Here is a 14,129-nt window from a genome sequence, read left to right on the forward strand (position 1 = left end):
GCGCCTTGAGTGGCCGTGCGATCGCCCTGCCTGTCCTGCGGACCATCACAGGGCAGAAGCGTTGCCTGACCACACGATGAAGACGCTTCAGCTTCTCGCCGCTCTTCTTCCGGCCGGCCTGTGGCTCCTGGCAGCCAACCTGCTTGTACGCACGACGCGCCTTGGCAGAACCTACAGGCTGATCTCCACCCCGCATGTGCTCGTGCTGATCCGATGGATCGGAATGTTCCATCGCATCGGATTCGCGACATGGAGGCGCCGCGGAGGGAAGTGGCACTGGTCCTCACAACCAGGGCCGATCGCATGATTGTGAGGATCCGAACGTCGGCATACCGACCGGCATCGACCGCATCGTGGGAGCGACGATACGCTGCGAAGACGCCGAAGCGCCGCAGCGGTCAGAGCACGATCCGACTTCGGACGATTGGCGACGGAAGGCCGTCCCGACCGACCGGGCGAAGCCGATCGCGGGGACATTCGCGTTTGGGAGTACTGCCATGCTGGCACTGAACTACACCATCATCCCGACCATCGCGGTCATTCTGGGCGCGATTGCCGCGGTCGTGCGACGTCCCGGTGCCGCCTTCACCAGCGCCATGCAGCATCTCGCGGCCGGCGTCGTGTTCGCCGCGGCGGCGACAGAGATCCTTCCGCAGGTCAAGCATGAGGCGAGCCCGACCGCGACGTTGATCGGCGGGGCCGCCGGTGTGGCGGTCATGCTCGCGCTCAAGGGCTTCGAGGAACGCTTCGAAGGTCCCGCCGCGCTGCTGGGCGCGATCGGGATCGATCTGCTCATCGACGGCCTCGTGTTGGGACTGGCATTCGTCGCCGGCGCCAAGGCCGGCATCCTGCTGACGGTCGCGCTGACGCTCGAGGTGCTGTTCCTCGGCGTGACGCTCACGACGGAACTCGGTGAGACCATGCGCTCCAGGCTGCGGGTCGTGCTGACGGTCGCAGGCCTCGCCCTTCTGCTTCCGATCGGATCACTGGCCGCGCTGCCGGTGGCCACACTGTCACCCGTGGTGATCGCTGGCTTTCTGAGCTTCGGCCTCATGGCGCTCCTCTATCTGGTCACCGAGGAGCTGCTGGTCGAGGCGCACGAGAAGCCAGACAGTCCACTCATCAGCGCCTTCTTCTTCATCGGCTTTCTCGCGCTGCTCGCGCTTGAGGAGATCGCCGGATGAACCACTTCGATCCCGATCGGCGCCCTGCGCCCACCCATCCGAAAGGAGAGACGACATGCCCACGATGAAGAGAATGCTGGCGGTCGCGGCCGTCGCCGCGACCGCGTCGGTGAGCGCGCAACCGGTCGCACAGACCATGCCGCACGGACGGCACCTGCGACCGGCCGCACCGACAGGTTCTCCCGCGACGCGGGCGTATCGCGCAGCCAACGCCAAGATGCACGGCGTCATGGACATCCGGTTCACCGGGGATGCCGATGTCGACTTCATGCGTGCGATGATCCCGCACCACGAGGGCGCGATCGCGATGGCGGAGGTCGAGCTGAGATACGGCCGCGATCCCGAAGTGCGGAAGCTCGCACGGGAGGTGGTCATGGCGCAGCGGGCTGAGATCTCGCGGATGCGCATCTGGCTCGCGAAGCGGGAGGCCGGCAAGTGAGCGCCGGTCACGACCACGGCGCCGGAGCGCACGATGCTGGCGCAGGGCACGATCACAGCCATGGCGCGGGCGGTCACAACCATGCGGCCGGCGCCAACGCCAAGATGCTGAGCTGGGCGCTCGCGCTGACCTTCACCTACTTCATCGCGGAGGTGATCGGCGGCTTCGTCTTCAACAGCCTGGCGCTCCTCTCGGACGCCGCTCACATGATGACCGACGTGATGGCGCTGGTGATCGCGCTACTAGCTATAAAGCTGGGCCAGAAACCGGCCGACGACAAGCGGACGTTCGGGTATCGTCGTTTCGAAATCCTCGCTGCGGCCTTCAATGCTGTGCTGCTGTTCGGCGTAGCGATCTACGTCTTCGTCGAGGCGATCAAGCGCTTCAACACCCCACAGGAGGTTCAATCCTGGGGCATGCTGATCGTCGCGACGATCGGACTCGTCGTGAACATCGTGTCGATGCGGTTGCTGATGGCGGGTAAGGAAGGCAGCTTCAACGTCAAGGGCGCCTATCTGGAGGTTTGGGCCGACATGATTGGCTCCGTCGGCGTCATCGCCGGCGCTCTCACCATCCGCTTCACGGGTTGGACCTGGGTCGACCCAATCGTAGCGGTCGGCATCGGCCTGTGGGTCCTGCCGCGTACGTGGATCCTGCTGCGCGACACCAGCAACGTCCTACTCGAAGGCGTTCCGGGCGGCCTCAAGCTCAGCGAGGTTCGCACCGCCATCGCCGGCGTGCGCGGCGTCGCCGACCTTCATGACCTGCATGTCTGGTCGATGAGCAACGACGAGGTGAACTGTACGGTCCACCTCGTACTCGATCGCGGTGCCGACGTCGATGGGACGCGCGCGGCCGTTCAGGCGCTTCTGCGAGACCGATACGAGATCGGACACAGCACGATCCAGACTGAGGTTTCGGGACGCGATTGCGCCGAACAGGGCATCCATCCTTGAGCCTCACGGACGAACCTCAAGGGCAGGCCATGAACGACATCCCATCGTCATCGCAGCGCCGTGCCGGCGCTATGCTGGATCCCGGACGTCAGCTCGGACTGCTGACCGCCGACCGCCGGGGGGGCGAGCTCGACTATCGCACCCGCTGCCGAGGCGTCTGGTTCGACCCGAGCAGACTCGACAAGGTCACCGCGCGAAATCCCGCCTCCGCTGGCATTGATGGTCCGCGGGACAGCCCGCATCCCACCAGCGCCCGCTTCCCTGCCCGGGGGCCTGAAACCAGACCGAAGAGCACGCCCGGCATTCGCGGCGCTGGCCGCCATGAGCGAAGTCGACGAGGGGGCTTGATCGACGGCCTCTTCAACCACTGAAAAGCAAGGTGACGAAGAGCCGTCGCTTGCAAGCAGCATTCAAGCCGACGTGATCAAGGGCGCCGCCAATCCAGGCGGCGTCCTCGGCATGATAAGAGCGATGTCCACGCAGGCGTCACGCATGGATGCTCACCATCGATAAAGCCGAGCTACGGCTGCATACCGGAGTGAATTCGTGAAACTCACCAACATCGCCATCGTCGGCATTGGCAACTGCGCGAGCTCGCTCGTCCAGGGGCTGGAGCATTATCGCGAAGGCACCAACGACGCGGCCGGCCTGATGCACTGGGAAGTCGGCGGCTATGAACCCTCCGACATCAAGGTCGTCGCCGCCTGGGACGTGGATGCGCGCAAGGTCGGCAAGGACGTCGCCGAGGCGATCTTCGCCAAGCCCAATTGCACCGCGGTGTTCGCCGCCACCATCCCGTTGACCGGCACGGTGGTGAAGATGGGCGCGGTGCTGGACGGCGTCGCCGACCATATGAGCCAATATAAGGACGATCGCACCTTCGTGGTCGCCAACGACACGCAGCCGACCAAGGAAGAGGTCGTCGCCGAACTGAAGCGTTCGGGCACCGACGTGCTGATGAACTACCTGCCGGTCGGCAGCCAGGAGGCGACCGAATTCTACGCCGAATGCGCGCTGGAAGCCGGCGTCGCCTTCGTCAACAACATTCCGGTCTTCATCGCCTCCAACCCCGAATGGGCGAAGCGCTTCGAGGATGCCGGCGTCGCGATCATCGGCGACGACATCAAGGCACAGCTGGGTGCGACGATCGTCCACCGCGTGCTCACCGACCTGTTCGCCAAGCGCGGCGTCAAGCTGGACCGCACCTACCAGCTCAACACCGGCGGCAACACCGACTTCCTCAACATGTCGAACCACCGCCGCCTCGAATCCAAGAAGATCTCGAAGACCGAGGCGGTCCAGTCGGTCGCGGCCGAGCGGCTCGACGACGACAACGTCCATATCGGGCCGTCGGACTACGTGCCGTGGCAGAACGACAACAAGGTATGCTTCCTGCGCATGGAAGGCCAGCTGTTCGGCGGCGTGCCGATGAACCTGGAACTGCGCCTGTCGGTCGAGGATTCGCCCAACAGCGCCGGTGTCGCGATCGACATGATCCGTTGCGCCGCGATCGCCAAGGACCGCGGCATCGCCGGCGTGATCGACCCCGCATCCGCCTATTTCTGCAAGCATCCGCGCACCCAGATGACTGACGACCTCGCCCAGATCGCGGTCGAGAACTTCATCGCAGGCGCATGAGGCCATCGATGCTTCGTACATCACGCCTACACTTGATCGGCATGGTGCTCCTCGCGGGCGCCGTGCCGGGTCGGGCACAGTCGCAGGCCGCCCCGAAAGCCGGCGCGTCCGCGTCGTCCACAAAGCCCCCGACCGACATCTATGGCCGCGACACGCCGCGAGGCACCGTCTCGGGTCTTCTTTCCGCAATGGCCGAGCGCGATTACAGCCGGGCCGGCCGCTACTTCGAAGCCAAGGCGGACGTTCGCCGTCTGACGGAGGAGCTTCAGTCCGTATTGGATCAGAGCGGTGCGATCGATCCGTTCGTTTCGCTGTCCAACGACCCGCAGGGAAATCTGGAGGACGGTCTCGGGTCCAACATCGAACGGGTAGGAAGCCTCTCGAGAACGGGTGACGTACCCATACTCCTTACCCGTGGCGGAACGGCAACGGCCGGCAACGTCTGGCGTGTGGCGCTGAAGACCAGCATCGCCGCACGGCGGCTGCACGAGCATAGGAACACCGGCAAAGGCGGGCAACCGATCGAAATCGGGGGCGCGGCGGTCGGGGACTGGTCGACCCTGCTCGGCCTCGCGTCGCTCGTCTTCCTTGGCTTCTACGTGGTCAGCGCCGGGATCCTCTTCGTGATGAGGCGCACGATCCACGATCACGAAAGGAGCAGGACCTATCGTGTGGCCCAGGCGGCGATGCCGCCGGTAAGCCTGTTCGGGGCGACCCTGCTGTTCCAGCTATGGGCGGGATCGCTGCCGGTCTCCATCATCGCACGTCAAATCCTGCTGCGGTACCTGGGTGTTTTCGCCTGGATCGCGCTGGCGTGGTTCTTCGCCCGCATGATCGATGCGGTGGCACAGCTCAGCATCAATCGGCTCAAGGGACTGGAACGACGGCAAGCGGTGTCCGTGATCAGTCTCGTCCGTCGCGCTGCGAAGCTCGTCCTGCTGTTCATCGCGGTCGTGGCCGTCCTCGACACGTTCGGGATCGACGTCACGACGGGGGTCGCCGCATTGGGCATCGGCGGCATCGCCTTGGCTCTCGGGGCGCAGAAGACGGTCGAGAACCTGGTCGGAAGCGTGACGTTGATCGCAGACAAACCCGTGCAGGTCGGCGACTTCTGCAAGGTCGGTGACGTGGTAGGCACGGTGGAGGACGTCGGCATACGTTCCACTCGCATCCGCACCTTGGAGCGGACCGTGGTGACCATTCCAAACGGAGATTTCTCGGCGCGACAGATTGAAAACTTCGCTCGACGGGACTCCTTCCTATTCAATCCGATCATCAGGTTGGAGCACGGGATCAGGTCCGACAAGCTGCCCGCGACCCTCCACATGATGACGGAAATCCTGGAGGCGAACGAACATATCATCAAGCCGGGCGCGCGGGCGCGCCTGAAGGACATCAATCTGAGCTCCGTAGACATAGAAATCTTCTCCTACATCAGGGCGCAGGACTTCGACGAGAGCTTGATCATCCGACAGGATTTGCTCTTGAAGATCCATGCCAGCTTGGAGAAGGCTAAGGTTCCGATAGCCTACGCCACGCAGACCGTTCACCTGAAGCATGTGGATACCGACTCGGACGACGTGCCTGCGGAAGTCTCGCCGATTATAACCTGAACCTGGGACTTGCGCAGGGTGCGGGAGCGTGTTCGTCGAAGAAAGGTGCATCTAATGCGATGATGCAGGTCTTACCTGCGCTGCATCATCAGAAGCCACAGGTCCTCTCATACATGCGATGGCGTTCGATCCGGCTCATGCCAGTGGAACTATTCTTTAGCGGATTTGCATATTTCCCCTGCCGATCCGCAATTGAGGTTTGGACATGGCGGATCCTCATCAATAGCTCGTCAATCGACGGAGGCGCTGCGCGCTTCGGTTTCCCACGCGCAGCGCCTTGGCTCACGGCAACCTGACGGTCGCCAGTCCCGAGTTGCCCGTTCGGCCGTTCACGGCGTTGACGTAGATCTTCGCCTTCCCGGCTCGCGGTAGGGCGATGCGCCCACTGAACGTCCCAGGCGCCGCGGTGAACGCAAGCGGCGCGCTCGCCAGTTCGTGGCGCCCGCTCCAGATGCTCGCAGTGACGGCGTAATCGGCGGATGGCCAAGGTCCATCGGGAGTTATCGGGCAGCCGCACATCAGCTCGACCTTGGCCGTGATCAAAACCGATCGGCCCTGCGTCGATATGGTGGGCGTGATCGCGAGCCCCGGAAGCTCGACAAGCCAGCCATTGCCTGCCGTCACCGGCACGCCTGGGACGATCCAGCGCTGCGATCTCACGCTGATCCTGGATCGAGGACGACCTATGGGGCCCTCCACCTCAAGGTCAACGAGCGTCGGCTCGCCGAGATCGAGAGTGACCTTGTAGGATGCGGCATCGGCAAGCGCGATCGAAGGGCTGCGTCGAGACGCCTCCATGATCCGCTCCGTGTCGCCCGTCCCGCCCCTTGTGACGCCGCGTGCGAGCACCCTGCCCGATTTCACCTCGCGCAGCGTGATGGATGCTCCTCCCGTGTGATCGCCGACGAACTTCCCGTCCTGGCTGATTACCCGCACGACGATCTGCGTCGGCTCGGCCGCCGCGGGCGCGACCATCAAGAGCCATGCGATGCATGCCACCGTCGACTTCAGCATGATCAGGCCCTCTCCGTCCGAAGCGTCTGCCTCGCCGAGACCTCGAAGATGATCCCGAGCTGAAAGGACATGATCACGATGGCGCACGACGAGAGGATCGTCGAGTCGAACCAGATCGGATCATGAAGCTTGAACGTCCCTTTGAACATCGCGAGCCAGCCGCCATTGAAGTTCTGCATCATGCCGACGCCCAACCCGAGCGTGGCAACAGCGACTGCGGCATACCGGAGGAAGAACCGATTGCCGTACGGGAGAAGCAGAATCAGTATCCCCAGGATACCGATCGCCGAACGTTGGACTCGACAGAACGGACAGGCGTAGGTCGCCTGTGTGAGATCCAACGTCCAAGTGGCGACGCTGATCAGGATCGATACAAGCCCTGCCAGGAGCAGGAAGCGTTTGGTGCTGATGGCTGCGAGCGTTGTCTCGCTGTGACGTTGGCTGAGCATGAAGGTATGTTCCTCGCTTAGGTCGAGTCTGGTCGCGCGCCATCCGCGGACCGGAGGCGTCATGCGACCTTTCGAATCTTCCATCGGTCATGGAATTATGGTTGGAGGCGGCGGACGCAGAGGATGCCGCCTGACCGATGCCTAGCGGGTCGAGGGTGGTCCCCGTAGTGGAGGACGAAGACGTGGAGGAGCCGGCACAGTGCTTCGTACGGCGTGGAAGATCGACGTCTTGATGATGAAAGCGAGGGCGGCAGTCAGTAGGACCGGATCGACCGCCGAGCAGATCGAGGTGTCCGTGGCGGAGACCGAGCACGGTGACGCAGGGCGGATGGATTCGGAGCCGTCGCGCGTGTCCGTCGACGCACCCGGAACCTGAACGAGGGTCACCAGCGGACCAGAGCTCGTGCAAACCGCCATGACCACGTGGTTGCCCGCCCTCTGCGGCATGAAGCCGCTCGGGACGACGAGTCTTGCTGCGATCGCGAGCACCGCGAACCATATCGCCAGATGGCGCGAACATGGTTGTTGGAGCATACCCATGATGACGGGGTACATGACGTTCAACGCCGTGTCATGCAGGTTGTGGGCTTTCGACCGGAGAGTTGGTGCTTGATGCCGCGAGCGTGTTCACACCGACGACCAGCGGCGCGACACGTACGTCTCGCCCCATCCATCCGGGGAGCGGCCAAACTTTCAAATGTCCGGGATCCACAGGTAGTCCGATGGTGTGCCCTTCGCGAGGAACACGGGCCCGCCGGCACCGTGGCCGTTCGGTGCGGTAGCCCCAGCGCCCGCCTTGAAACGCATCGACGCCGCTACCGCGTGGATCGCGGCGCGAGGTTCGGCTTCCGCGACCAACGGTGTGCCACGTGACACACCGCGGGCTACTGGCGAGAAAGAAATCGATCCCGTCTTACGGGTCGACGATGATCGGGCGCTTCGGATCTATGGATCGGTGCGTATGGTCTTTTATAGCTAGCTCATCGCATGCAAAACGCACCAAAATTGAGAGTGGTACCTTTGAACCTGTAGCACACGGAAAGTGTACTGAGACCCGGTAGTGCTATACGGGTATACCCAAAACGCACCTCCTAAAAAGCGCATCTGGCAGGATCGTAGCGGTGTGACACGTAAGGACAAGCATGACATTGGAGTGGAAGATAGGCGCAAGAGCGACATTGTTGTCGTAGGCGGACGTTTTAGCTATATTGCATCGAAGTGGTGCATCGGGGCTGACGTGCTAACATGACCTTGCAAATTAATATTACCCCTAACGGGCGCATGAGTCTGCCAGCGGACGTCCGGAAGCGCCTCGGTCTGAGTGGCGGTGGTGCGGTCTACCTCGACGAAACCGAAGATGGTGTGGTCTTGCGAACAGCAAGTCAGGCAGTGGCACGTGCCCAAGCCCTGGCCAAGCAGTACACCGGCGGTAACCCTGACGCTTCTGTTGACGCTTTTCTCGCCCGACGTCGGGAAGAGAGCGGCGAATGAGCGTGGTGCTTGACGCGTCTGCGATCATCGCGATGCTCAAGGGCGAGCGCGGCGCGGCAAAAGTTGCGGCGGAAATCGGTGGCGCGCGAGTGAGCAGCGTCAACTATGCCGAGGTCGTCAGCCACTTCGTCCATGCCGGCATGCCCGAGCGCGAAGTCGATGCGATGCTTGATCCATTGCCGCTGACGGTCGTGCCGGCCGACAAGGCGCTCGCGCAGATCGCTGGGCGGTTGCGGGCGGCCACAGCCGAGGCGGGGCTCAGTCTCGGTGACCGTTTCTGCCTGGCACTCGCACGGCGCGACGGTCTGCCCGCATGGACCAGCGACCAGAATTGGAAGAAGGTCGCCGACGCCGTCGAGGTCAAGGTTGTCGCGATCCGCTGACTTCGTACGGTCAAGGGTTAGGGGAGCGGGTAGGGGGCTCGGCTCGACTGCCATGGCCCACACCGCCAGAAGGTTTCGATGCTACGCCTGATCCACACAGCAGACTGGCAACTCGGCAAGCCATACGGCCGCTTCGACAGCGATGTGCGCGCTGCCCTCAGCGAAGCCCGATTCGATGCGATTGACGCGATCGGCAAGGCGGCAGCGGAGCATGAGGTCAGGCACGTACTGGTCGCCGGCGATGTGTTCGATACCGAAGGACCAGAAGACCGTGTGATCGTGCAGGCGGTATCGCGAATGCAGCGCTATGCCTGTACCTGGTGGCTGCTGCCCGGCAACCACGACTTCGCCCGCAATAGCGGCTTGTGGGACCGTGTCCGCGCCAAGGGCGCCGCCAATGTCCGCGTCCTCGCCGAGCCGGTGCCATGCGAGTTGGAGCCCGGGCAGTGGCTGCTGCCGGCACCGCTAACCCACCGGCACAATCTCGACGATCCAACCGCGCTGTTCGACACGATGGAGACGCCAGGCGCGCGCTCGCGCATCGGTCTCGCTCACGGCTCGATCCGCGACTTCTCGTCGCGCGGCGAGGCGCAGAACCAGATCGCACCTGATCGCGCGCAGCGCTCCAACCTCGACTATCTTGCGCTCGGCGACTGGCACGGGAGCCTCAGGGTCGATGCGCGCACCTGGTACTCAGGAACGCCAGAAACCGACCGCTTCCAGCGGGATGAGCCGGGCTACGCTCTGCTCGTGACGCTTGAGGCAGGGGCGGAGCCGTCGGTATCGCCAATCCGTACTGGCAGGTTCCAGTGGCTGATGCGCTCGTGGACGGTGGCCGACGCGGAGGGCTTTGCCGCCGAGTGCGACCGGCTGCTTGCGCAGGTCGAACCATCGGCAACCCTCCTGCAGCTCTCGCTCTCGGGTATCGTCAGTTTGTCCGATCGTATCGCGATCCTTGCGCGTCTCGACAATGACCTGCGCCATCGCCTGCGCCATCTGGTGGTTACCGCCGACGATCTCGTCGGTCGGCCGAGCGAACAGGATTTGGCAGACCTGCGGGTCGAGGGAATGATAGGTACGGCCGCGGGCAAGCTGATGAGCATGATAGAGGCCGGTGGCAGCGACGGCGCCATTGCCAGGCGCGCGCTTGAGCGCCTGTTTGTGGAACATCAGCGTGGGCAGGACGCGGCATGAGCCTTCGAATCCGGCGCGTTGCGCTTTCAAACTTCCGCAAATACCGCGACCCCTTCGTGCTCGACGGGCTGACCAACGGGCTCAACGTCATCATCGAGCCCAACGAAACTGGTAAGTCGACGCTGCTGGAAGCGATGCGCGCCGCCTTCTTCATCCGGCACAACACCGCCAACCGGCTTGCGCGTAGCTATGCGCCTTACGGTGAGGCCGTCGCTCCGCAGATCGAGATCGGCTTCGAGGCGAAAGGTGAGGCGTGGGAAGTCAGCAAGCGCTTCCTGAAAAGTGCTTCGGTTGAGGTTCGGGGACCGAACGGGCGTGCGCAGGGCGAGGATGCCGAGGCGCAGCTGCAAGCACTGCTCGGTGCGCGTCGCGACACCAGCCAGGGCGGCGACGCGGCCGCCCACGGCGCACTCGGCCTGCTGTGGGTCGGGCAGGCACAGGCGCTTGAAGTGACGGCGCCGGGTGAGATCGTGCGCGACAGCGTTCGCGCTACGCTGGAAGCTGAGGTCGGCACGATCATGGGCGGTGCCGCCTACCAGCGTGTTCGTCCCCGCATCGACAGCCAGTTCGCGGAATACTGGACCAACAGCGGTCGGCCGACCGGTCGCCAGACCGCGGCACGCGACGAGCATGAGGCAGCACAACGCGCCGCGAGCGAGGCGGCCACTCGGCTTGCCGCCTTGGAACAAGGCTTCTCCGATCTCGAGGCTGCGCGAGCGCGGCTAAAGGTGCTAGACCGCGATCTTGCCGATACCACCGATGCTGAGCAGCGTCGGACGCTGGTAGGCCAGCTCGATGTGGCGCGCTCTGCCGCTCAGCTGCTCGACACACGCCGCGCAGAGCACGGCCGCCTTGTCGAACGCGTCAGGGCCCTTGAGGATCTCGCATCGCGCCTCGCAACCGCCCGCAAAGCTGTCAGCGACACGGCTACGGCGCTCAGCAAGGCACGGGATAGTCGATCCGGCTTGGTCGGGGAGCTGGCGGCCGCACAGGAAAGAGCGAGGATAGCCCGTGAGCTGCTAACCCGTGCTCGTGACACTCGGCGGACCGCTCACGCGGCACTTGATGCTGCTCGGATTCGGGCTGCGGAGCGCGAGCGCCGGGGGGCAATCGGCGAGGCACGACGGCGTTATACCGAGTTGGTTGGGCTGGAGGCCGAATACGAAGCGACGCGACAGCTCGCGACTGCGACGATCCCTGCCACCGTCATCAAGGCCCTCGAAGAACGTGAACGTGCCGTGGACAAGGCGCGGGCGGCTATGGATGCCGGTGCGACGCGGATAGAGTTCGCCGGTGATGTCAGCGGTCTGACGATCGACGGAGCTGCGGCGGAGCGTGGAGACCGCATGCTGTCTCGCGAGACGCGCATCAGACTGGGCGATGCCGAACTGATCATCCGTCCGCCGGTCGGGCTGCAAGGCGCCGAGACGGCACTCGCCAATGCGACCGATGATCTGAACTCAGCCTTGGCTGAGCACGGGGTGGAGAGTGTCGCTGCGGCTCGTGATCGTAACGAGGCGGCACGAGACGCGGTCGCCAACCTTCGCACGCTTGAAGCGCGGATCGCCGGGATCACGCCTGCCGTGACGCTGCTCGACGTCGAGGCGGGTGCTTCGGCCCTGAAACTTTTCATCGCCGGATTGCGGGAAGGCGCGGAAGGGGAGGGGAGTGGCGAAGAACCAGACGTCGAGGCGCTGACGATCGCGTCACGTGAGGCGGATATAGCGCTGGCAAAGGCTGAAGGTGTCGATGCGGTGGCATCCGAGCAGTTGCGCGAGGTGGAGGCGCGCAATGCTCCATTGATGGTTCAGGAAGCTGGCGCCGAGCGGGATGCGCTGAATGTCGCGGCCCAGCTTGCCACCCTGGAAGCCAAGTCCGAGGTGGCCTCGCTTGACGACGCTTTGCGCGATGCGCGCCAGCAGGAGGCGGCAGCGCTCGTCAACCTGCAGGATGCCGAACGCGCGGCGACTGCGCATGACGTTGTGACGATCGAACGGCAGATCGGACTGCTGGACAAGCGGGTCGAGGTGGCCCGGGCCCAGCGTACCGACCTGGAAAAGGTGATTGCCGGGCTCGAGGCGCGGATCGAGGCGGAAGGCGGCAAGGGGCTGGCCGACCGCGCCGCAGTTGCGCGTGAGGAGGCTGATGCCGCAGCTGCCAATCTGGCACGTGTGACGCAGGAAGCCGAAACGCTGAAGTTGCTTCGCGACACTTTGGAGAGCGCACGCGCCGAGACGTCACGGACGTTCGTCGGGCCTGTGGCGCGGCGTGCGCGCCGGCACATCGAACGGCTGCTGCCGGGCGCGGACCCCGGCTTTGGCGACGACCTTGGCCTGGCGTCGATTGCGCGGGGCGGATTAGCCGAGGGTTGCGGCGATCTCTCCAGGGGCACGCAGGAACAGCTGGCAGTCCTCACGCGGCTTGCCTTTGCCGACATGCTCCTCGAGCAGGGCATGCCGGTCTCGCTGATCCTGGACGACCCGCTGGTCTATTCGGACGATACCCGCCTCGATCTTATGACCGAGATTCTGACGGAGGCAGCAACGCGAATGCAGGTCATCCTGCTTACCTGTCGTGATCGCGCCTTTCGCCATCTTGGTAACCGGATTAGCCTGGCGGGAGGTCGGTAACGGAACCTAGAAATTCTGGTGGTTAGCGGACCGGCCGCTTTTGGGTAAAGCAAGGCGCATAGCTGACGTTGGCTACCGCGGCCCCCGTTCCGATTGGGATCCCATGCGAGACGGGATCCCGAAACCTTGGGGTGTCATCTCGCCCTCAACCGGACCGGCCACCAGCGGCGCATTTTTCAACAGCCCCGGTCGATTTTCTGGCGGTCTGGCTTTCCGTTTCGCCACGCTCGACAAGCAGTTCGGGAAACGGCACCCGCCTTGCCGTATGTCGTGCAACTCGCGCATTGGTAGTGCTGGCCGCCCTTCCCAATCGGGATAGGACAAACTGAAAGTCAGGCGATCGTATCCACCACACCGCCGTCAACGCGTAGCGCCGCACCGGTGGTCGCGGACGCTTGTGGAGAGGCGATGTACACGCACAGGTTGGCGACTTCCTCGACCGTGGCAGCGCGCTGGATGATCGAGGACGATCGGTGTGCCTTGACGAAATCGGCGCCGGCCTCTTCCAACGATTTGCCCGAGGCGACCGCATCCGCCAGCATCTCGGATACGCCCTCCGAGAGCGTCGGACCGGGAAGGATAGCATTCACCGTTACACCCGTACCCGCCATGCGCTTGGCGAGGCCACGCGACAGGGCGAGGTCGGCGGTCTTGGTCACGCCGTAGTGGATCATGTCCGCCGGGATGTTCAGGCCCGACTCCGAGGACAGGAACAGCACGCGACCCCAGCCCTTGTCGCGCATCCGCGGCAGATAGGCCCGGGACAGGCGTACGCCCGACAGCACATTGACCTTGAAGAAGCGTTCCCATTCCGCGTCAGGCGTCTCGAAAAAGTCCTGCGGGCCGAAGATGCCGGCATTGTTGACCAGGATGTCGACCGCCGGAAGCGCGGATACGATGGCATCGCATCCGGCTTCCGTTCCAACGTCTCCGGCTACACCGCGCACATCGGCATCCCCGACCTCACGCTTCAGCCTGGCCACCGCCTCCTGGGTGCGGCTCTCGTCGCGCCCGTTCAGGACGACGATCGCCCCGGCTGCCGCCAGCCCCTTCGCGATTGCGAAGCCGATACCGGCGGTCGAACCGGTCACGAGCGCTGTTTTGCCGGAAAGGTCGATGTTCATGCGCTATCTCCAGG

At 64.1% G+C, this 14,129-nt stretch carries 13 protein-coding genes; 10 read left to right on the forward strand and 3 right to left on the reverse strand.

The features are described from left to right. Nucleotides 1-497: 497 nt before the first annotated feature. The 6 genes from ACWPWT_RS19210 (at nt 498) to ACWPWT_RS19235 (ending at nt 5,830) form a co-directional block, all read left to right on the forward strand. The gene (locus ACWPWT_RS19210; protein ID WP_076718511.1) at nt 498-1,184 is read left to right on the forward strand and encodes a ZIP family metal transporter; all 687 of its coding nucleotides are present in this window, start codon (nt 498-500) and stop codon (nt 1,182-1,184) included. Nucleotides 1,185-1,239: 55 nt separating this feature from the next. Beyond that, on the forward strand, nt 1,240-1,623 hold the full coding sequence (gene copM, locus ACWPWT_RS19215) for a CopM family metallochaperone (RefSeq protein WP_454281014.1): 384 nt from the start codon (nt 1,240-1,242) through the stop codon (nt 1,621-1,623). Next, on the forward strand, nt 1,620-2,579 hold the full coding sequence (locus tag ACWPWT_RS19220) for a cation diffusion facilitator family transporter (RefSeq protein ID WP_454281015.1): 960 nt from the start codon (nt 1,620-1,622) through the stop codon (nt 2,577-2,579). The genes copM and ACWPWT_RS19220 overlap by 4 nt, the downstream gene beginning before the upstream one ends. Before the next feature lie 29 nt (nt 2,580-2,608). Then, nucleotides 2,609-2,950, forward strand: coding sequence for a TFIIB-type zinc ribbon-containing protein (locus ACWPWT_RS19225; RefSeq protein ID WP_184106161.1), 342 nt, complete (start codon nt 2,609-2,611; stop codon nt 2,948-2,950). A 175-nt stretch (nt 2,951-3,125) separates the two neighbouring features. Next, a complete protein-coding gene (locus ACWPWT_RS19230) occupies nt 3,126-4,217 on the forward strand; it encodes an inositol-3-phosphate synthase (protein WP_454281016.1) in 1,092 nt (363 codons plus the stop codon). 41 nt (nt 4,218-4,258) lie between these two features. Continuing rightward, nucleotides 4,259-5,830, forward strand: a complete 1,572-nt coding sequence (locus tag ACWPWT_RS19235) for a mechanosensitive ion channel family protein (RefSeq protein WP_052814284.1) — start codon at nt 4,259-4,261, stop codon at nt 5,828-5,830. Between the two features lie 282 nt (nt 5,831-6,112). Here the strand turns inward: ACWPWT_RS19235 and ACWPWT_RS19240 are convergent, their stop codons facing one another. Both ACWPWT_RS19240 and ACWPWT_RS19245 read right to left on the reverse strand, forming a co-directional pair. Beyond that, nucleotides 6,113-6,844, reverse strand: coding sequence for a hypothetical protein (locus tag ACWPWT_RS19240; RefSeq protein ID WP_043061449.1), 732 nt, complete (start codon nt 6,842-6,844; stop codon nt 6,113-6,115). A 2-nt stretch (nt 6,845-6,846) separates the two neighbouring features. Further along, nucleotides 6,847-7,293 carry a disulfide bond formation protein B gene (locus tag ACWPWT_RS19245; protein WP_156477765.1) on the reverse strand — a complete coding sequence of 149 codons (447 nt, stop codon included), beginning with the start codon at nt 7,291-7,293 and terminating at the stop codon, nt 6,847-6,849. 1,245 nt (nt 7,294-8,538) lie between these two features. On the opposite strand from ACWPWT_RS19245, the gene ACWPWT_RS19250 reads away from it, so the two are divergent. The 4 genes from ACWPWT_RS19250 to ACWPWT_RS19265 all read left to right on the forward strand — a co-directional run bounded on the left by ACWPWT_RS19250 (nt 8,539) and on the right by ACWPWT_RS19265 (nt 12,991). After that, the gene (locus ACWPWT_RS19250) at nt 8,539-8,784 is read left to right on the forward strand and encodes an AbrB/MazE/SpoVT family DNA-binding domain-containing protein (RefSeq protein ID WP_022676113.1); all 246 of its coding nucleotides are present in this window, start codon (nt 8,539-8,541) and stop codon (nt 8,782-8,784) included. Further along, nucleotides 8,781-9,167, forward strand: coding sequence for a type II toxin-antitoxin system VapC family toxin (locus tag ACWPWT_RS19255; RefSeq protein WP_043061448.1), 387 nt, complete (start codon nt 8,781-8,783; stop codon nt 9,165-9,167). The genes ACWPWT_RS19250 and ACWPWT_RS19255 overlap by 4 nt, the downstream gene beginning before the upstream one ends. 78 nt (nt 9,168-9,245) lie before the next feature. Then, complete coding sequence (locus ACWPWT_RS19260) at nt 9,246-10,361, forward strand: metallophosphoesterase family protein (RefSeq protein ID WP_043061447.1); 1,116 nt, start codon at nt 9,246-9,248, stop codon at nt 10,359-10,361. After that, entirely contained in the window at nt 10,358-12,991 is a 2,634-nt protein-coding gene (locus ACWPWT_RS19265; protein WP_061780453.1) for an AAA family ATPase, read from the forward strand. Before ACWPWT_RS19260 ends, ACWPWT_RS19265 begins: the two co-directional genes overlap by 4 nt. A 332-nt stretch (nt 12,992-13,323) precedes the next feature. Here the strand turns inward: ACWPWT_RS19265 and ACWPWT_RS19270 are convergent, their stop codons facing one another. Beyond that, the gene (locus ACWPWT_RS19270) at nt 13,324-14,115 is read right to left on the reverse strand and encodes an SDR family NAD(P)-dependent oxidoreductase (protein WP_061780454.1); all 792 of its coding nucleotides are present in this window, start codon (nt 14,113-14,115) and stop codon (nt 13,324-13,326) included. Nucleotides 14,116-14,129: the final 14 nt, after the last annotated feature.

It is taken from the genome of Sphingomonas sp. Marseille-Q8236, from assembly GCF_965112005.1.